Below are 17,675 nucleotides of genomic sequence, written 5' to 3'. Positions count from 1 at the left end.
GGGATTGAGCGCAGGTTGCGCCTCCCTCACCCCAGCCCTCTCCCAGGGGGAGGAAGGCACTCGGAGTGAAGGGGCAGCTCTGCCACAGGGTGGATGACGGCGTAGCCTCGTCCACCCCTGGCCATGCCGCTCAGCGCCGGCTGGTGCGGGTGCTGACGTCGACCCAGACGGCCAGGACCAGGATGCCGCCCTTGACGATCATCTGCCAGTAGCTGTCCACGTCGAGCATGGACATGCCGTTGTCCAGGCTGGCGATCACCAGCGCGCCGAGCAGGGCGCCGTAGACGGTGCCCGAGCCGCCGCGCATGGAGGTGCCGCCGATGAAGCAGGCGGCGATGGCGTCCAGTTCGCCCATGGTACCGGCCGACGGCGAGCCGGCGGCCAGGCGGGCGGTGTTGACCAGACCGGCCAGGGCGCACATCACGCCCATCAGGCCGAAGATGCCGAGCTTGATCGCCTGGACGTTGATGCCCGACAGCCGCGTGGCTTCCAGGTTGCTGCCCACCGCATAGATGCGCCGGCCGAATACCGTCTGGCTGGTGATGTAGCTGAACACCCCGAGCAGCACCAGCAGGATCAGCACCGGCACCGGGATGCCGTCGTAGCGGTTGAGGGTCTGGATGAAGGCCACCAGCACCACGCCGATCACCGCCACCCGCAGCACGTCACGCCACAGTGGCGCCAGGCTCAAGCCAAGGGCCTTGCGCTTGCTGCGCTGGCGCCAGGTGAGCACCACGGCCACCGCGAACAGCACCACGCCCAGGGCGCTGCCCACCACCGGCGGCAGATAGCCCTGGCCGAGGTAGACCAGCTCCGGCGACACCGGGGCGACGGTGACGCCACCGGTGAGACCGAGCAGCACCCCGCGAAAGGCCAGCATGCCGCCGAGGCCGACGATGAAGGACGGTATCCCCCGATAGGCGCTGAGGTAGCCGTTGATCAGGCCGATCAGCAAACCACCGGCGGCCACCGCCAGCAGGGTGATCGGCAGCGGCACGTGGTAGGTGACGTCGAGTATCGCCGCCACCCCGCCGAGCAGGCCGAGTTGCGAGCCCACCGAGAGGTCGATCTCGCCGGCGATGATCACCAGCACCATGCCGCAGGCGAGGATACCGGTGATGGACATCTGCCGCAGCAGGTTGGAGAGGTTGCGCGGGGTGACGAAGCCGCCTTCGGTCTGCCAGCTGAAGAACAGCCAGATCAAGGCCACGGCGATCAGCAGGGCGAGCATCTTGTAGCGGGTGAACAGCTGTTTCACGGCGTGCATCAGAAGTGCTCCCGGGCTTGGGCGACCGCCCGTTCGGTGGTGCCCAGGGCCGCGGCCAGTACCCGCTCCTGGGTCAGATTCTCATTGGGGAAATCGCCGCGCAGCCGGCCTTCGCCGAGCACCAGCACCCGGTCGGAGACGCCGAGGACCTCGGCCAGCTCCGAGGAGACCATGACGATGGCCACGCCCTCCGCCGCGAGCAGGCCGATCAGCCGGTAGATCTCGAACTTGGCGCCGACGTCGACGCCGCGGGTGGGCTCGTCGAGGATCAGCACCCTGGGTCGCGCCAGCAGCATCTTGGCGAGCACCGCCTTCTGCTGGTTGCCGCCGGAGAGGCCGGTGATGGGCAGGAAGGGGCTGCTGGTCTTGAGTTGCAGCCGGGCGATCTCGGTGTCGATGCAGGACAGCTCCGCCTCGCTGTCGATGCGACTCAGGTGGGCGAATCTGTCCAGCACCGTGAGGGTGATGTTCGAGCCCACGCCCAGGTCGGGAATGATGCCCTGGCGCTTGCGATCCTCAGGCACCAGGCAGAGGCCGGCGCGAATGGATTTCAGCGGGGAGCGGGTATCGATGCGCTGGCCATGGAGCCAGACCTCGCCTTCGTAGCGGCCGTCGTAGGCACCGAAGATGGCCGAGACCAGCTCGGTGCGCCCAGCGCCCACCAGCCCGGCGATGCCGAGGATCTCGCCGGCGCGCACGGCGAAGGAGACGTCGTCGACGCGCTTGCGCTGGGGATTGTCGACGTCCAGGCAGGTGAAGTGGCGCGCCTCGAAGATCACCTCGCCGATCTGGTGCGGGATCTGCGGATAGAGGTTGGTCATGGCGCGGCCGACCATCTGGGTGATGATGCGATCGATGTCCATCTCGGCCATGGGCGTGGTGGCGATGTGCTTGCCGTCGCGGATCACCGTGATGGTGTCGCAGATGGCCGCCACCTCGTCCAGCTTGTGCGAGATGTAGACGCACGCCACACCTTGCGCCTTGAGGTCGCGGATGATGTCCAGCAGCACGGCGATCTCGGAGGTGGTGAGCGCCGAGGTCGGTTCGTCGAGGATCAGCAGCCGGGCGTTTTTGTTCAGCGCCTTGGCGATCTCCACCAGTTGCTGCAGGCCGCCGCCGTACTGGGACACCGGCAGGGCCACGTTCATGTCCGGCACCTTGAGCCGGCGCATCAGCTCGGCCGAGCGCTGCAGCATGGTCGGGTAGTCCAGCCGCCCGCCGAAACGGCGCGGTTCGTGGCCCATGAAGATGTTCTCGGCCACGGACAGATCGGGCACCAGGGTCAGTTCCTGGTGGATGATGACGATGCCGGCCGCCTCGGATTCGGCGATGGACTGGGCTTCCAGCGGACGCCCGTTCCAGCGGATCTCGCCTTCCCAGGTGCCGTGGGGATAGACCGCCGAGAGGACCTTCATCAGGGTGGACTTGCCGGCGCCGTTCTCGCCGCACAGCCCTACGCATTCGCCCGGACGCACCTTGAGATCGATGCCATCCAGCGCCCGCACCCCGCCGAAGCTCTTGGCGATGCCGTGCATTTCCAGCAGATAGTCGGCCATGGCCGCTCCTTGCCCAGGGGCCGTCCGACGCCCGGCGTCAGACGGCCAGCCGGTGGCCAGTGGTTATTTGCCGTCGATCTGGGCCTGGGTATAGAAGCCGTCCTTGACCAGCAGGTCGACGTTGGCCTTGGTCAGCTCGGTGGGGGTGAGCAGCAGGGTGTCGACCTTCTTGGTGCCGTTGTCGTAGCTGGAGTTGAAGCCCGGCTTCTCGTTGCGCACCAGTTGCACCGACAGCTTGGCCGCTTCGGAGGCGATCAGCTTGAGCGGCTTGTAGACGGTCATGGTCTGGGTCCCGGCGATCACCCGCTTGATGGCCGCGAGGTCGGCGTCCTGACCGGACACGGCGACCTTGCCGGCCAGCTTCTGCGCGGCCAGGGCCTGGATGGCGCCGCCGGCGGTGGCGTCGTTGGAGGCGACGATGCCGTCGATCTTGTTGTCGTTGGCGGTCAGGGCGTTCTCGACGATGGCCAGGGCCTCGGTCGGGTTCCACTCCTTCACCCACTGCTGGCCGACGATCTTGACGTCGCCCTTGTCGATGGCCGGCTGCAGGACCTTCATCTGGCCCTGGCGGAGGATCTTGGCGTTGTTGTCGGTGGGCGCGCCGCCGAGCAGGAAGAAGTTGCCCTTGGGCTGGGCCTTGAGCACGCCACCGGCCTGCATCTCACCGACCTTCTCGTTATCGAAGGAGATGTAGGCGTCGATGTCGGCATTGAGGATCAGGCGGTCATAGGAGATCACCTTGACCCCGGCCTTCTTTGCCTCGGCCACCACGTTGTTCAGCACCGTGGCGTTGAAGGGCACGATGACGATGGCGTCCACGCCCCGGGAGATCAGGTTCTCGATCTGCGACAGCTGGCGCTGCTCGTTGGCGTCGGCGGACTGCACATAGACCTTGGCGCCGAGCTGCTCGGCGGCGGCGACGAAGTAGTCGCGGTCACGGGCCCAGCGCTCCAGGCGCAGGTCGTCGATGGAGAAACCGATCTTGGGATGCTGGGCGTCGGCCTGGGCGAAACCGGTGGTGCACAGGGCGAGCAGACCGGCGAGCAGGGTCGTCTTGAAATTCATGGTGGCGTCCTTGGTTATTGTTGTTGTGGAGCGAGCGGATTTGAGTGTAACGATTCAGCGAGCTTGCACAAGCGGGCCAGCCAGGCTTTTCTGCCGACCCGCTCGCGGTCGTCAGCGATACAGGTAACGGTTGACCACGCCTTCGAGCAGCTCCTGGCGGCCGCTCACCGGCTGGGGCGCCAGGCCCTGGCTGAAGGTGTGCTCGGCCAGTTGTTCCAGGCTCAGCTGGCCACCGAGGATGCGCTGACCGAGGGACTGGTCCCAGCCGGCATAGCGCTCGGCCTTGAACGTGCCCAGGGGGTCGTCCTGCAAGAGCGCCGCGGCGCGCTCCAGGGACAGCGCCAGGGTGTCCATGGCCGCCACGTGGCCATGGAACAGGTCGACGTCGTCCAGGCTCTGGCGCCGCACCTTGGCGTCGAAGTTGAAGCCGCCGCGGGTGAAGCCGCCGCCCTTGAGGATCTCGTAGATCGCCAGGGTCATTTCCTCGACGCTGTTGGGGAACTGGTCGGTGTCCCAGCCGTTCTGCGGATCGCCACGGTTGGCGTCGATGCTGCCGAAGACGCCGAGGGCCACGGCGCTGGCGATCTCGTGCTGGAAGCTGTGCCCGGCGAGGGTCGCGTGGTTGGCCTCGATGTTGACCTTGATCTCCTTCTCCAGCCCGAATTGCTGCAGGAAGCCGAAGACGGTGGCCACGTCATAGTCGTACTGGTGCTTGGTCGGCTCCTGGGGCTTGGGCTCGATCAGCAGATCGCCCTGGAAGCCGATGCGGTGCTTGTGCTCCACCACCATCCGCATGAAGCGGCCGAGCTGCTCGCGCTCGCGCGCAAGGTCGGTGTTGAGCAGGGTCTCGTAGCCTTCGCGGCCGCCCCAGAGCACATAGTTCTCGCCGCCCAGGCGATGGGTGGCGTTCATCGCGGTGCAGACCTGGGTCGCCGCGCAGGCGAACACCTCGGGATCGGGGTTGCTGGCGGCACCGGCGGCATAGCGCGGATGGCTGAAGCAATTGGCGGTGCCCCACAGCAGCTTGAGGCCGGACTCGCTCTGGTGGCGTTCCAGCTCGTCCACCAGGCGGGCGAAGTTCTCGCGGTACTCGGCGAAACTGGCGCCTTCGGGGGCGACGTCGGTGTCGTGGAAGCAGTAGTAGTCCACGCCCAGCTTGCTGAAGAATTCGAAGGCGGCGGCGGCCTTGGCGCGGGCCTGCTCCAGGGGCGAACCCGCCGCCTGCCAGGGCCGCTGGAAGGTGCCCTGACCGAAGACATCGCTACCCGGCCAGACGAAGGTGTGCCAGTAGCAGACCGCCATGCGCAGGTGTTCGCGCATGGGCTTGCCCATGACCAGGCGGTCGGCTTCGTAGTGGCGGAAGGCGAGCGGGGAATCGCTGTCGGGCCCGGCGTAGCGGACCTTCTCGACATTGGGGAAATAGGCCATGGCGTTGTCCTTGTTCTTATCTGTCGCACCCGATACGGCGTACCGGTTTGCGTCGATGGTAGCGCCGCCACCCGGGCTGCCTATTGTGAAAATCACCAGAGCCAGGTGCGATTTTGCCGCTTGAGGCGCGCAGGCGCCGGTCGTAGTCTGGAGCCCCGCCCGCGCCTCTAGCCGGAAATTCCGCCATGCCCAGCCAGCCGCCCGTCCACCGCGTCGCCCTGCTGTTCAACGGCAGCAAGATCTACGACAGAGGCATCCTCGCCGGCATCGGCAACTACCTGAGCGGCACCCGCGCGCGTTGGGATCTGTTCCTGGAGGAGGATTTCCTCTGCCGGCTCAAGGGCATCGAGCGCTGGCAGGGCGACGGCATCATCGCCGACTTCGACGATCCGGCAGTGAGCGCCGCCCTGGCCAGCAGCGAACTGCCGGTGGTGGCCGTGGGCGGCTCCTATGCCGATACCACCGATTACCCGCCCGGTATTCCCTATGTCGCCACCGACAACGCCGCCCTGGTCCGGCTGGCCTATGACCACCTGATCGAGTCCGGCCTGACCCGCTTCGCCTGCTTCAGCCTGCCCGCCGCCGACACCAATCGCTGGGCCGGCGAGCGCGAGACGGCCTTTGCCGCCCTGCTCCGTCGCGATGGCCTGCCGGTGGAGATCTATCGCGGCCTGGAGACCAGCGCACCGCTGTGGGACACGGCGGTGGAACAGCTGATCGCCTGGTTGGAGGCCCTGCCCAAGCCGGTGGGCATCCTCGCCGTCACCGACGCCCGGGCGCGGCAACTCCTGCAGGCGTGTTTCACGGCCGGTATCCCGGTACCGGAGCAGGTGGCGCTGGTGGGCATCGACAACGATCCCCTGGCGCGCACCCTGACCCGCGTGCCCCTGACCTCGGTGATCCAGGGGACCGAGGCCATCGGCCGGGAAGCGGCGCGCCTGCTGCACCAGCGCCTGCACGGCGTCGAACTGGGGGCGCCACGAGTGCTGATCCCGCCGGAGGGCATCAACGTCCAGGCCTCCAGTCGCCATCAGCCGGTGCGCCATCCCCAGGTGATGCGCGCCCTGCACTTCATCCGCCAGTACGCCTGCCAGGGCATCAAGACCGACCAGGTGGCCAGCTATGTCGGCATCTCCCGCTCGGCCCTGGAGGCGTCCTTTCGCCGCGAACTGGGGCGCAGCGTCCACGACGAGGTTCTCGGCTTCAAGCTGGCCGCCGCGGCCGTGGCGCTGCAGGAAGAGGCCCCGAGCCTGGCGGAAGTCGCCCGGCGCTGCGGCTTCACCTCGGCGCAATATCTGCACGCGGTCTTCCGCCGCGAATTCGGCTGCACCCCGCGCCAGTACCAGCGGCAGCCTCGTGCCCTGGCGAGCGCCCATGAAAAAGCCCGTCCGGAGACGGGCTTTCAGGTAGCTTCCGCGGCTTATTTGCCGACGGTCTGACCCAGGAACCAGGCGCGTTCTTCGGCCTGGTCGATCCACTCTTCCAGCAGGCTGGTGGTGGAAACGTCGTTGGCGTCGTCGGTCAGGGTGTGGGTGGTGCGCATGTAGGCGGCGAGCGACTGGTTGTCGTCGTGCAGCTCGGTCAGCATCTGGTCGGCCGACAGATCGGTGGCATCGCTGCTGGCCAGGCGCTTGAGTTGTACCATCTGCTCCAGGGAGCGCACGGTAGGCTGGCCGATCTTGCGGGCGCGCTCGGCGATCAGGTCGGTGATGCCGTACAGCTGGGTGGCTTGCTCTTCCAGCAGCAGGTGGTAGTCGCGGAAGTGCGAGCCCTTCATGTGCCAGTGGTAGTTCTTGGTCTTGATGTACAGCGCGAAGACATCGGAGAGCAGCACGGCCAGGGCTTCACCTACGGCCTGCTGGTTCTGCAGGGTGGCATCTTCGCCCTGGTGGGCCTTCTGCTTGACGCTGGAAACGGTCTTGAGTTCTTGCTTGGCATTGGCAACGGCCATGAGAGATCTCCTGTCAGGACGTGAAGAGGAAAAGGGGTTCGCTTGCATTGGCGCGAACATCAACGTCTGCAGAAATCGACCGCGCCGGACGAAAAATCGTTCATCGAATTTGCATATCGCCACCATGGGCATGACGAATGGTTGCCCCGGGTGCGACTGCGTTTCATTGCCCGCCGCAGACACCACCCTTCCCGTCGCCGCTGCGCTTGTAGCTGGCTTTGCAGGTAAAGCCGTTTGTCCGTTGTGCCATTAAACGACCACCCGGCGCGAACTGCGTGTCGTTCCTCTCGGTCACCTAGAAGGTAAGGCACACGAACGGTCGCCGAGAGCTCTCTGCTGGCCACGACAAGGTTCTGCAACAGGTACCCGAGTATGACGAACTCCCTCGATACTCCGAACGGACCCCGTTCCCAGAGCACGGAAGGCTCTTCGGCCGAAGCCCATCTTCACGATTTGAAAGATGTCGCTCGCGATGCAGTGCAAGACGCCAAGCAAGAGGGCGCCGCACACTATGAACACTACCGCGATACCGCGGCCGATCAACTCGGCGCGATTGCCCAGAGTGCCCAGGCGGCTGCCGACGAACTCGAAGACAAGGACACCTTGGGTCTGGCGCACTATGTGAGCGACATGGCCCGGAGCCTGACCGGGCTGGCCGAGGATCTACGTGGCAAGAGCGCGGAACAGCTGCTGCACCAGGCCGGTACCCTGGCGCGAGACAATCCGGCGCTGTTCCTCACGGGCAGCATCGCCATCGGCTTCGGACTGTCGCGTTTTCTCAAGGCGTCCAGCCAGCCGGATACCGGCCACGACTCGCGTATCGGCGGTACGAACGAGATGCCTTCGCCGACCACCCCTTCGGTCGCGGCGGAAAACGAACTGGTGGAGCCGGCGGCCGGTGCCGACGTCATCCACACCAACAACATCCCCAAAGGCCCCGACCTCCATACGCCGACCACCACCGGCAGCGGCGACCCCATTGGCGGTGCGGCGATCAATCCAGCGCGTACCGGCAGCAGCCTGAACACCGGAACCTCGTCCAGCCACCTGGATCGCCCCACCCTGAGCGGAGACAAGCAGCCATGATCAACGAGAATCCCACTCCGCGGCCCACCGAGGGCGATACCACGGTCGTCGGCCTGGTCAAGCAGCTGGTTCACGAGGTGCCGGCACTGTTCACCAAGGAACTGGCGCTGGCCAAGGCCGAACTGGGCGAGTCGCTGCGCACCACCAAGGCCGGTGTGGCCGGGGTAGCGGCCGGCGCCATCGTGCTGCTGGCCGGCTTCATCGTGCTGCTCATGGGCATCGTCTATTTCCTCTCCCAGTACCTCACGCCCTGGGCCGCCGCCCTGCTGGTGGGCGCCGTGGTCATGGTGATCGGCTTCATCATGCTGCAATCGGGCAAGAAGCAATTCGAGCCGTCCCACTTCACCCCTGATCGCACCGTCAACAGCCTGCAGAAGGACAAGGACGCCGTACGGAGGGCCGCACAATGAGCATCACCGATCAGATCGATCTGGAATCCAGAAAGAATCCCGAGGAACTCGAACGTGAGATCGACCAGAAGCGCGAGCGCATCGAAGACCTGGTAGGGGCCCTGGAAAGCCGCCTGTCACCCGGCCAGTTGTTCGATCAGGCACTGTCCTACACCAAGGGGCACGGCGGCGAGTTCGCCCACAACCTGGGCAATACCCTCAAGGCCAATCCGGTGCCGGCGGTGCTGACCTCGGTGGGCCTGCTGTGGCTGGCGCTGGGGCAGAATCGCACGCCGGCGCCGGCCACCACAGGCACCCCGCTCAAGGACAAGCTGTCCGGTGCGCTGGACGCGGTCGCCAACAGCGCAGGCCATACCCGCGATTCCCTGAACCGTGGCAGTCACGACGCGCGCGACAGGGTGACCGGCCTGGGCGAGAGCGTATCGGCCAAGGCCTCCGAGACCGGGGAGCGGCTGAGCGATACCGCTGCGCACGCCAAGGACACCCTGGCCGACCAGGCGCAACAGCTCAAGGGCACCTTCGAGACCCTGCTGCGTGAACAGCCACTGGTGGTGGGTGCACTGGGCATCGCCCTCGGCGCCTTGCTGGGCGCTTCCCTGCCGCGCACCGCGACCGAGGATCGCGCCCTGGGCAAGCACAGCGACAAGCTGGCCGCCAAGGCCAAGCAGGCGGCCAGCAGCGGCTACGAGCAGGTCAAGGCGGCAGGACAGGACGTGGCGAAAGAAGCGCGCCAGGCCAGCCAAGACAACCACAGCCAGCAGGCGGGTGCGGGGACTGCGCCTAGAAACCTGGGCAACGATCCCGATGCCGGGGTCGAGTCCATGGCAGGCTCGCCGAAGGCAGGCACCGGCAGCACCCTCGGGGCCACCCAGGCGACGGCAGGCATGAGCGTCGGCCGTACCGCCGCCAACGGGAATACCCCTGGAGCGGTAGGTGACGAGAGCGGCATGGCCACCCCGCCGCGCAGCTTCTAGCCGGCAGGATGGCCGGGGTCAGCCGATGACTCCGGCCATGAACAGCAGAGGCGCCCGGGTCTGCACCCGGGCGCCTTTGCTGTTTCTGTGCCCCTGTCAATAACCCGGATCCGGATTCTCCTTGGGCTGCTCGGGTCGCTTGTCGTTCTGTGGGCGCTGTTCTTCACCGCCCTGATTGAGTTCCTTGTGGGTCTCGCCGACCTTGCCGGCGTTTTCCGGCTTGTGGTCGAGATCGTCGCGCTTGGCCATGATGCTCACCTCTTGTGGCTGAGTTCATTAGGCAACACGGCGGGGCCAGGGTGCCCCGCCCCGGCAGATCAACGTAAGGGGGGCGCCATGAACTCCGGCCCCACCGGATCCTTGACGTGCTCGGCGAGGAGGGCGTCGATGGCCGTCAGGTCCTCGGCGGACAGTCGCCAGCCAAACGCCTCGTCCAGCCCCTGCAACTGCTCAGGCTTGCGCGCGCCCCACAGGGCGATGGTCGGCCCCTGATCGAGGATCCAGCGCACCGCGAGGGCCAGCACCGACTTGCCATGGCGCTCGCGGGCAAAGGCGGTCAGGGCCGCCACCGCGGCCAGATACTGGGCGAAGCGCGGCGCCTGGAACTTGGGATCGCCCTGGCGCAGGTCGTCGCCGTCGAAGCGCGTCTCGGCACTCATGCGTCCGGAGAGCAGGCCGCGACAAAGCGCGCCATAGGCCAGCACCACCAGCCCGTGGCGCTGGGCATAGGGCAGCACATCGGCTTCGATGGCGCGCTCGAAGAGGTTGTAGGGCGGCTGAACGGTGGAAAGATTGGCGAACTGGCGGAAGGCCTCCAGCTGCTCGGGCGAATAGTTGCTCACGCCGATGGCGAGGATCTTGCCCTCCTGCCGCAGGCGCTCCAGTTCGCGCGCGGTTTCCTCGTGGGGCACCCGGGGATCGGGCCAGTGCACCTGATAGAGGTCGATGCGATCGGTGCGCAGGCGACGCAGGGAATCCTCCACCTCCTGGCGAATGCGGGCCGCGCTGGCGTTGCGACGCACCTCTTCGTTGGGCCACTCCAAGGCCACCTTGGTGGCGATCACCGCTTGGTCGCGGATACCTTCCAGGGCCTTGCCGATGATTTCCTCGGAACGACCGAAACCGTACACCGGCGCGGTGTCGATCAGGTTGATGCCGCCCTGCACGGCGCCGCGGATGGTCTCGATGGAGCGGGCTTCGTCGGTACCGCCCCACATCCAGCCACCGATGGCCCAGGTGCCGAGGCCGATGCGGGAAACGGGGGTATCGATACCCGGGATACGTAGGGTTTCACTCATAGGGATCTCCAGGCGAAGACGCCAGTCGGAAGGGTTAGCCTTGTGAGGCTAATTCAAAAGGCGTTGAATGGGGCTCAACGAACGCTTGATCCTTATCGCGCGAGGACCGTGCATGCCTACTCTGAATCGCGGCGAACTGGCCGATCTCAACGTCTTCGTCGCCCTGGTCCGGCGGCGCAGCTTTCGCCAGGCCGCCATCGAACTGGGCGTCACCACCTCGGCGCTGAGCCATGCCCTGCGCCAGCTGGAGACCCGGCTGGGAGTCAAGCTGCTCAATCGCACCAGCCGCTCGGTGGTACCGACCCTGGCCGGCGCGGCGCTGGCGGAAAAGCTCGAACAGGGTTTCGCCCTCATCGGCGAGGCCCTGGGCGAACTGGACCAGCACCGCGACGCCCCGGTCGGCCGCCTGCGCCTGAGCGTCCCGCGCGATGCGGCGCGGTTGCTGGTGACCCCGACCCTGCCCCGGCTGCTGGCCGCCTATCCACAGTTGCAGCTGGACATCAGCGTCGAGGATCGCCCGGTGGACATCGTCGCCGACGGCCTCGACGCCGGCATCCGCTATGGCGACACCGTGCCCCAGGACATGGTCGCCCTGCCACTCACCGATGAATTGCGCTGGATCGTGGTGGGCGCCCCTGCCTATCTGGCCCGGCACGGTCGGCCGCAGCACCCGGAGGATCTCGCCGAGCACCGGTGCGTGCGGCTGCGGCTGGGCAATGGCGCTCTCTACCGCTGGGAACTGGGCGGCGGCGCCGCGACCCGCACGCTGGACGTACCCGGCCCGCTCACGGTCAACGAGACCGAGACCTCGATCCAGGTCGCCCTCGACGGCCTGGCTCTGGCCTATTGCCTGGAATGGCGGGTGGCCGACGAATTGCGTGACGGACGCCTGGAGCAGGTGCTGCCCGACTGGGCCTCGCCCGGCGCGCCGCTGTGCATCTACTACCCGAGTCGGCGCCAGCCGCCACCCGGCTTGCGCCAGCTGATCGAGGCCCTGCGCCAGACTTGGAGCGGACGCCACCCCTGAGGGCGCGAACCAACCGCCGCGCCCGGGGGTCCCCTGACCACGCCATGATCGCCTGACCGAGGAGGCCCTCTTGCCCGCTGCCAACGCCGCCGCCGACCTGCCGCTGCCCGTGGAGCGCGAACTCAGCCCCCGGGCGCTGCTCACCGGGGCGCTGCTGGGTATCCTGCTGACCCCGGCCAATGTCTATGCCGGCCTCAAGATCGGCTGGTCGTTCAACATGTCGATCATCGCCCTGCTGGTGAGTTACGGCCTCTGGCATCGCCTGGGACGCCGCCTGCAGCAACCGGGCTGGACGCTGCACGAGAGCAACATCAACCAGACCGTGGCCTCGGCGGCGGCCAGCATCGTCTCCGGCGGCCTGGTCGCGCCCATCCCGGCCTATACCCTGCTGACCGGCCAGGAATTGCCGCCCTTGCCACTGATGGGCTGGGTGTTCGCGGTGAGCTTCCTCGGCATCTGGGTCGCCTGGTATCTGCGGCCCCTGCTGCTGGCCGATGCCAGCCTGAAATTCCCCGAGGGCCTGGCCACCCTGGAAGCGCTGCGCCAGGTCTATGCCAGCGGTGCCGAAGCCCTGACCCGCCTGCGGGTGCTGCTGGGCGCCCTGGCGCTGTCGGCGGCGGTCAAGCTGGTGGACAGCTTCGCCTGGACGCTGCCGCGAGTCGCGCCCTCGCCCGCCCTGGAACGCCTGACCTTCAGCTTCGATCCCTCGCTGCTGCTGCTCGGCTTCGGCGGCATCATCGGCCTGAGGGTCGGGTTGTCGCTGCTGCTCGGCACCCTGCTGGCCTGGGGCGGTGTGGCGCCCTGGCTGCTGGGCAGTGGTGTCGCCACGCCGCCAGCGGATGCCAGCGGTCCGCAATACGCCTTCCTGGTGCAATGGCTGCTCTGGCCAGGGGTGAGCCTGATGGTCAGCGCCACCCTGGCTTCGCTGGCCGTGCGCCTGGTCACCTTGCCCCGCGCCGAACGCCGTCGCCAGGGCTGGCAGCGGCCTCGCGCCTGGCCGCTGGCGCTGCTGCTGGTGGCGGGTCTGCTGGTGGTGGTGCTGCAGGTGCGGCTGTTCGGCATCGATCCCTGGCTGGCCCTGCTGGCCCTGCCCCTGGCGCTGTTTCTCGCCGCCATGGCCGCGCGGGTGGTCGGTGCCACCGGCATCCCGCCCATCGGCGCCATCGGCCAGCTGTCGCAGCTGACCTTCGGCCTGGCCGCCCCTGGGCAGGTCAGCATCAACCTCATGGGTGCCAACACCGCCGGCGGCGCGGCGGGCCAGAGCACCGACCTGATGAACGACTTCAAGGTCGGCCAGGCCATCGGCGCCACCCCGGCCAAGCAGGTGGTCGCCCAGTGCCTGGGCATCGCCCTGGGCGCGGTGACCGGGGTGCTCACCTACCGGCTGCTGATTCCCGATCCCCAGGCGCTGCTGCTCAGCGCCGCCTGGCCGGCACCGGCGGTGGCCCAGTGGAAGGCGGTGGCGGAGACCCTGACCCAGGGCCTGGGTGCCCTCGATGGTGCCATGCGCCTGGGCATCCTCCTGGGCGCCCTGGCCGGCTTGCTGCTGGGCCTGGCCGAAGCCCTGCTGCCCGCCCGGCGCACGTACTGGCTGCCCAGCTCGGCGGCCCTGGGGCTGGCCTTCATCCTGCCGGCCTCGGTAGCTCTGATGATGACCCTGGGCGCCCTGCTCACCGCCCTGGTGCGCTGGCGGGCGCCGGGCCTGGCCGAGCGCTTCGCCCTGGCCGCCGCGGCCGGCCTCATCGCCGGGGAAAGTCTGGCCGGAGTCGGGGCGGCGTTCTGGCAAATGCTCGCCACCTGAACTGCGACAACGTGTCAACTGGACAATAATTTCCAGACGTAATGTCGCGAACCTTTCAATAACCTTTCAAACCCATGAAATTCGGGGGTTCCGGTCCGATTCAGCTTGCCAGCGCGCTTTTGCAACACATAAGGTTACAAATAGCGCGACCCACCCGCGAGAGGTCTGGGCGCCCTGCGCGAGCTGTCTCCATAACAAACCCAATCCGAGCTAGCAGTCATGGCCACCACCTCGAAAGCCAAATCCGTCTTCCGCGTCGTCAGCGGAAACTTCCTCGAAATGTACGACTTCATGGTCTATGGCTTCTATGCCACGGCCATCGCCAAGACGTTCTTTCCCGGCGACAACGAACTCGCCTCCCTGATGCTGTCGCTGGCCACCTTCGGCGCCGGCTTCCTGATGCGCCCCCTGGGGGCCATCTTCCTCGGCGCCTACATCGACCGCCACGGTCGCCGTCACGGCCTGATCGTCACCCTGGCGCTGATGGCCCTGGGCACCCTGCTGATCGCCGTGGTGCCGGGCTATGCCACCCTGGGCGTCGCCGCACCGTTGCTGGTGCTGCTCGGCCGCCTGCTGCAGGGCTTCTCCGCCGGTGTCGAGCTGGGCGGCGTGTCCGTCTACCTGTCGGAAATCGCCACCCCAGGCCGCAAGGGGTTCTTCGTCTCCTGGCAGTCCGCCAGCCAGCAGGTCGCGGTGGTCTTCGCCGGCGTGCTGGGCGCCCTACTCAACCACTGGCTGTCGCCCGCCGAGATGGGTGAATGGGGCTGGCGCATCCCCTTCCTGATCGGCTGCCTGATCGTGCCCTTCCTGTTCATCATCCGCCGTTCCCTGGAAGAGAGCCCCGAGTTCGAGGCGCGCAAGCATCGTCCGACCTTCGGCGAGACCATGACCTCCATCGGCCAGAACTTCGGCGTGGTGCTGGCCGGCGTAGCCATGGTCTCCATGACCACCGCCTCCTTCTACCTGATCACCGCCTACACCCCGACCTTCGGCAAGCACGAGCTGCACCTGACCGATCTGGACAGCCTGATCGTCACCGCCTGCGTGGGTATCTCCAACTTCATCTGGCTGCCGGTGATGGGCGCCCTGAGCGATCGCGTCGGCCGCCGTCCGCTGCTGATCTTCGCCACCGTGCTGGCCATCCTCACCGCCTACCCGGCGATGATCTGGCTGACCCATGCCCCGGGCTTCTCGCGCCTGCTGATGGTCGAGCTGTGGCTGTCCTTCCTCTATGGCACCTACAACGGCGGCATGGTGGTGGCCCTGACCGAGGTGATGCCGGCCCATGTGCGCACCACCGGCTTCTCCCTGGCCTACAGCCTGGCCACCGCGACCTTTGGCGGCTTCACCCCGATGGTCTGCACCTGGCTGATCCAGGAGACCGGCAACAAGGCCGCCCCCGGCATGTGGCTGACCCTGGCCGCCGTGCTCGGCCTGGTCGCGACCCTGACCCTGTTCAAGGGCAACACCGAGCCGCGCTTCAAGACCGTCACCGCCTGACAGGCCTGTCGCAGAGCGGCAGGCCCTGCCGCTCTCGCGCCTCCCCAGGTCGCTCCGCGCATCGAACTGTCATGACCCTTTGCTATGGTCTAGACCAGATGACCGCATACCGCGGTCGCCATGCCGGAGCCCGCCGATGTCCATCCTCCCCCGCCTTCTCGCCGGCCTGGCCGGCGGTCTGCTCAGCCTCACCGCTGCCGCCACCGAGCTGACCCACTGGCCGGCCGATGCCGCCCGCCAGCTCGATGCCCTGATCGCCGCCAATGCCAACCAGGGCAACTACGCGGTGTTCGACATGGACAACACTAGCTATCGCTACGACCTGGAAGAGGCCCTGCTGCCCTTCCTGGAGATGAAGGGCGTGCTGACCCGCGACACCCTCGATCCCTCGCTCAAGCTGATTCCCTTCAAGGACGTCGCTGGCCACCAGGAGAGCCTCAACAGCTACTACTACCGGCTGTGCGAGGTCGACGACCTGGTCTGCTATCCCTGGGTCGCCCAGGTGTTTTCCGGCTTCACCCTGCAGCAGCTCAAGGGCTACGTCGACGAGCTGATGGCCTACGGCAAGCCGATCCCCGCTACCTACTACGGCAAGGACGACAAGGTCGAGACGGTGGAGATCAACCCGCCCAAGCCCTTCACCGGCCAGCAGGAGCTCTATCACAAGCTGATGGAGAACGGCATCGAGGTCTATGTGATCAGCGCCGCCCACGAGGAGCTGGTGCGCATGGTGGCCGCCGATCCGCGCTACGGCTATGGCGTGAAGCCGGAAAACGTCATCGGCGTCACCACTCTGCTCAAGGACCCGGCTACCGGTGCCCTGACCACCGCCCGCAAGCAGATCGCCGAAGGCAAGTACGATCCCCAGGCCAACCTGAAGCTGCAGGTCACGCCCTACCTCTGGACCCCGGCCACCTGGTTCGCCGGCAAGTACGCCGCCATCCTCACCTACATAGATCCCTGGAAGAAGCCCATCCTGGTCGGCGGCGACACGCCGGTCAGCGACGGCCCCATGCTGTTCCAGGGCGTGGACGCCGCCAAGGGCGGCATCCACCTGTGGATCGACCGCAAGTCCAAGTACCGCACCCAGATCGAGGCGATGATGAAGAGCAATGCCGAGGGCCAGGCCAAGGCCGGTGTGGCGGTGAACGCGGACAAGCATTGGGTGATCGTCAAACCCGAAGACATCCAGTAGGCCGGCGACGATCGGGCGGGCTAGACTGGGGGCTCCCTCTGCCCGCCCTGGAGCCCGCCATGGAACACCTGGTCCTGACCGTCATCGCCCCCGATCGCCCCGGTCTGGTGGAAGCCCTGGCCGACTGCGTGGCCGCCCAGGGCGGCAACTGGCTGGAAAGCCGCATGGCCCACCTGGCCGGCCAGTTCGCCGGCATCCTCTCGGTGGAAGTGGAACCGGAATTGCGCAACGGCCTGGTGGAGACGCTGCAGCAGCTGGCCATTCCCGGCCTGCGCATCCTGGTCGGCGAACCCGGCCAGCCGGTGCCGGCGGGTGCGCCGCTGGTGCAGCTCGACCTCTTGGGCAACGACCGCGTCGGCATCGTCCGCGACATCACCCGGGCGCTGCATCAGGTGGGCGTCAACGTCGAACGCCTGTCCACCGAGACTCGCCCGGCGCCCATGAGCAGCGATGTGCTGTTCCACGCCACCGCCCTGCTGGCGCTCCCGGCGGACCTCGCACTCGAGGCGCTGCAGGCCCACCTGGAAACCCTCACCGACGACCTGATGGTGGAGCTCAAGCTCTATCGGCACGGGCATGACTAGACCCTAGCTCCGCCCTTTCTCCAACCGCCGCCGGATGCCCTCGGGGACATCGTCCGGCAGCGGCATCCGGCCGTCCGCCGGCAGGGCTTCCAGGCCGGCTTCGTCCAGCAGCACCAGCACCTCCTCCTTGAGGCGACTCAGAGCGAAGGCCTGCCAGGCCTCGCGCACCGAGGGGAAGAGCTCGAGTTCATAATCGAAGGTGCGGATCGGCCGCCGGCTTTCCAGGGCGGCGCGCAAGAGCGGCTGGGCGTGGGGATGGCGTAGCTGGTGCAGAAAGGCTTCGCGCAGTTCTAGGCGATCGTCCTGGGTCAGGCGCGGCAGCGGCAGGTAGCGTTCGGGATCTTCCAGTTCCTCGCGTTCTTCCAGACTGAGGTCGTCCGGATCGAGCAGGCGCAGGGCGCCGCTTTCGAGATCGAGGAAGTGGGTACCTCGCTCCCGGCTGTCGAGGGCGGCAGCCAGCAGATTGAGGTCGAGGGTCAGGGGGCGCATGGCAGGACTCCGGCACAGGCGAACGGGAACAGAGGCAAACCTCT

The 17,675-nt window shown here is 67.2% G+C and carries 17 protein-coding genes; 9 read left to right on the top strand and 8 right to left on the bottom strand.

Translation table 11 applies throughout. The annotated features are described in order from the left end of the window. Window positions 1-130 precede the first annotated feature (130 nt). The 4 genes from RCF34_RS14950 to xylA all read right to left on the bottom strand — a co-directional run bounded on the left by RCF34_RS14950 (window position 131) and on the right by xylA (window position 5,316). Entirely contained in the window at window positions 131-1,267 is a 1,137-nt protein-coding gene (locus RCF34_RS14950; protein WP_308708852.1) for a sugar ABC transporter permease, read from the bottom strand. After that, the gene (gene xylG, locus RCF34_RS14945; protein ID WP_308708851.1) at window positions 1,267-2,823 is read right to left on the bottom strand and encodes a D-xylose ABC transporter ATP-binding protein; all 1,557 of its coding nucleotides are present in this window, start codon (window positions 2,821-2,823) and stop codon (window positions 1,267-1,269) included. Before xylG ends, RCF34_RS14950 begins: the two co-directional genes overlap by 1 nt. A 63-nt stretch (window positions 2,824-2,886) precedes the next feature. Further along, the gene (gene xylF / locus RCF34_RS14940; RefSeq protein WP_308708850.1) at window positions 2,887-3,888 is read right to left on the bottom strand and encodes a D-xylose ABC transporter substrate-binding protein; all 1,002 of its coding nucleotides are present in this window, start codon (window positions 3,886-3,888) and stop codon (window positions 2,887-2,889) included. A gap of 111 nt (window positions 3,889-3,999) precedes the next feature. Continuing rightward, window positions 4,000-5,316, bottom strand: coding sequence for a xylose isomerase (xylA, locus tag RCF34_RS14935; protein WP_308708849.1), 1,317 nt, complete (start codon window positions 5,314-5,316; stop codon window positions 4,000-4,002). Between the two features lie 185 nt (window positions 5,317-5,501). Here xylA and RCF34_RS14930 point away from each other — a divergent pair, with 185 nt between their 5' ends. Then, window positions 5,502-6,755: a DNA-binding transcriptional regulator gene (locus RCF34_RS14930; protein ID WP_308708848.1), complete on the top strand. Its 1,254-nt coding sequence runs from the start codon at window positions 5,502-5,504 to the stop codon at window positions 6,753-6,755. Here RCF34_RS14930 and RCF34_RS14925 read toward each other — a convergent pair. Next, a complete protein-coding gene (locus RCF34_RS14925; protein ID WP_017639603.1) occupies window positions 6,737-7,267 on the bottom strand; it encodes a Dps family protein in 531 nt (176 codons plus the stop codon). The two genes, RCF34_RS14930 and RCF34_RS14925, sit on opposite strands and share 19 nt — an antisense overlap. Window positions 7,268-7,744: 477 nt before the next feature. Here RCF34_RS14925 and RCF34_RS14920 point away from each other — a divergent pair, with 477 nt between their 5' ends. The 3 genes from RCF34_RS14920 to RCF34_RS14910 are packed head-to-tail and all read left to right on the top strand — an operon-like array spanning window position 7,745 to window position 9,737. After that, window positions 7,745-8,353: a hypothetical protein gene (locus RCF34_RS14920; RefSeq protein ID WP_308708846.1), complete on the top strand. Its 609-nt coding sequence runs from the start codon at window positions 7,745-7,747 to the stop codon at window positions 8,351-8,353. Beyond that, complete coding sequence (locus tag RCF34_RS14915; RefSeq protein WP_308708845.1) at window positions 8,350-8,763, top strand: phage holin family protein; 414 nt, start codon at window positions 8,350-8,352, stop codon at window positions 8,761-8,763. Before RCF34_RS14920 ends, RCF34_RS14915 begins: the two co-directional genes overlap by 4 nt. Then, on the top strand, window positions 8,760-9,737 hold the full coding sequence (locus RCF34_RS14910) for a DUF3618 domain-containing protein (protein WP_308708844.1): 978 nt from the start codon (window positions 8,760-8,762) through the stop codon (window positions 9,735-9,737). Before RCF34_RS14915 ends, RCF34_RS14910 begins: the two co-directional genes overlap by 4 nt. Before the next feature lie 96 nt (window positions 9,738-9,833). On the opposite strand, the gene RCF34_RS14905 is transcribed toward RCF34_RS14910, so the two are convergent. Further along, complete coding sequence (locus tag RCF34_RS14905) at window positions 9,834-9,986, bottom strand: hypothetical protein (RefSeq protein ID WP_017639863.1); 153 nt, start codon at window positions 9,984-9,986, stop codon at window positions 9,834-9,836. A gap of 68 nt (window positions 9,987-10,054) precedes the next feature. Beyond that, a complete protein-coding gene (locus RCF34_RS14900) occupies window positions 10,055-11,035 on the bottom strand; it encodes an aldo/keto reductase (RefSeq protein WP_308708843.1) in 981 nt (326 codons plus the stop codon). A 112-nt stretch (window positions 11,036-11,147) separates the two neighbouring features. Between RCF34_RS14900 and RCF34_RS14895 the strand changes: the two genes are divergently transcribed. The 5 genes from RCF34_RS14895 (at window position 11,148) to RCF34_RS14875 (ending at window position 17,142) form a co-directional block, all read left to right on the top strand. Further along, window positions 11,148-12,062, top strand: a complete 915-nt coding sequence (locus RCF34_RS14895) for a LysR family transcriptional regulator (protein WP_308708842.1) — start codon at window positions 11,148-11,150, stop codon at window positions 12,060-12,062. Between the two features lie 70 nt (window positions 12,063-12,132). Next, window positions 12,133-13,863, top strand: a complete 1,731-nt coding sequence (locus RCF34_RS14890; protein ID WP_308708841.1) for an OPT family oligopeptide transporter — start codon at window positions 12,133-12,135, stop codon at window positions 13,861-13,863. A 219-nt stretch (window positions 13,864-14,082) separates the two neighbouring features. Next, entirely contained in the window at window positions 14,083-15,363 is a 1,281-nt protein-coding gene (locus RCF34_RS14885; protein ID WP_308708840.1) for an MFS transporter, read from the top strand. A 136-nt stretch (window positions 15,364-15,499) separates the two neighbouring features. After that, window positions 15,500-16,558: a haloacid dehalogenase-like hydrolase gene (locus tag RCF34_RS14880; RefSeq protein ID WP_308708839.1), complete on the top strand. Its 1,059-nt coding sequence runs from the start codon at window positions 15,500-15,502 to the stop codon at window positions 16,556-16,558. 59 nt (window positions 16,559-16,617) lie between these two features. Further along, window positions 16,618-17,142, top strand: coding sequence for an ACT domain-containing protein (locus RCF34_RS14875; protein ID WP_308708838.1), 525 nt, complete (start codon window positions 16,618-16,620; stop codon window positions 17,140-17,142). 3 nt (window positions 17,143-17,145) lie between these two features. Here the strand turns inward: RCF34_RS14875 and RCF34_RS14870 are convergent, their stop codons facing one another. Then, a complete protein-coding gene (locus tag RCF34_RS14870; RefSeq protein ID WP_308708837.1) occupies window positions 17,146-17,631 on the bottom strand; it encodes a UPF0158 family protein in 486 nt (161 codons plus the stop codon). Window positions 17,632-17,675: the final 44 nt, after the last annotated feature.

It is taken from the genome of Pseudomonas sp. 102515, from assembly GCF_031085165.1.
GTDB lineage: Bacteria > Pseudomonadota > Gammaproteobacteria > Pseudomonadales > Pseudomonadaceae > Chryseomonas.
Note: the sequence above shows the minus strand (reverse complement) of the source record. Positions and strands in the feature narration are given on the sequence as shown.

What these genes read in the sequence shown, in the direction of transcription:
- RCF34_RS14950 (WP_308708852.1), bottom strand. Translation starts at nt 1,267, where the DNA reads ATGCACGCCGTGAAACAGCTGTTCACCCGCTACAAGATGCTCGCCCTG.
- xylG (WP_308708851.1), bottom strand. Translation starts at nt 2,823, where the DNA reads ATGGCCGACTATCTGCTGGAAATGCACGGCATCGCCAAGAGCTTCGGC.
- xylF (WP_308708850.1), bottom strand. Translation starts at nt 3,888, where the DNA reads ATGAATTTCAAGACGACCCTGCTCGCCGGTCTGCTCGCCCTGTGCACC.
- xylA (WP_308708849.1), bottom strand. Translation starts at nt 5,316, where the DNA reads ATGGCCTATTTCCCCAATGTCGAGAAGGTCCGCTACGCCGGGCCCGAC.
- RCF34_RS14930 (WP_308708848.1), top strand. Translation starts at nt 5,502, where the DNA reads ATGCCCAGCCAGCCGCCCGTCCACCGCGTCGCCCTGCTGTTCAACGGC.
- RCF34_RS14925 (WP_017639603.1), bottom strand. Translation starts at nt 7,267, where the DNA reads ATGGCCGTTGCCAATGCCAAGCAAGAACTCAAGACCGTTTCCAGCGTC.
- RCF34_RS14915 (WP_308708845.1), top strand. Translation starts at nt 8,350, where the DNA reads ATGATCAACGAGAATCCCACTCCGCGGCCCACCGAGGGCGATACCACG.
- RCF34_RS14910 (WP_308708844.1), top strand. Translation starts at nt 8,760, where the DNA reads ATGAGCATCACCGATCAGATCGATCTGGAATCCAGAAAGAATCCCGAG.
- RCF34_RS14905 (WP_017639863.1), bottom strand. Translation starts at nt 9,986, where the DNA reads ATGGCCAAGCGCGACGATCTCGACCACAAGCCGGAAAACGCCGGCAAG.
- RCF34_RS14900 (WP_308708843.1), bottom strand. Translation starts at nt 11,035, where the DNA reads ATGAGTGAAACCCTACGTATCCCGGGTATCGATACCCCCGTTTCCCGC.
- RCF34_RS14895 (WP_308708842.1), top strand. Translation starts at nt 11,148, where the DNA reads ATGCCTACTCTGAATCGCGGCGAACTGGCCGATCTCAACGTCTTCGTC.
- RCF34_RS14885 (WP_308708840.1), top strand. Translation starts at nt 14,083, where the DNA reads ATGGCCACCACCTCGAAAGCCAAATCCGTCTTCCGCGTCGTCAGCGGA.
- RCF34_RS14880 (WP_308708839.1), top strand. Translation starts at nt 15,500, where the DNA reads ATGTCCATCCTCCCCCGCCTTCTCGCCGGCCTGGCCGGCGGTCTGCTC.
- RCF34_RS14875 (WP_308708838.1), top strand. Translation starts at nt 16,618, where the DNA reads ATGGAACACCTGGTCCTGACCGTCATCGCCCCCGATCGCCCCGGTCTG.
- RCF34_RS14870 (WP_308708837.1), bottom strand. Translation starts at nt 17,631, where the DNA reads ATGCGCCCCCTGACCCTCGACCTCAATCTGCTGGCTGCCGCCCTCGAC.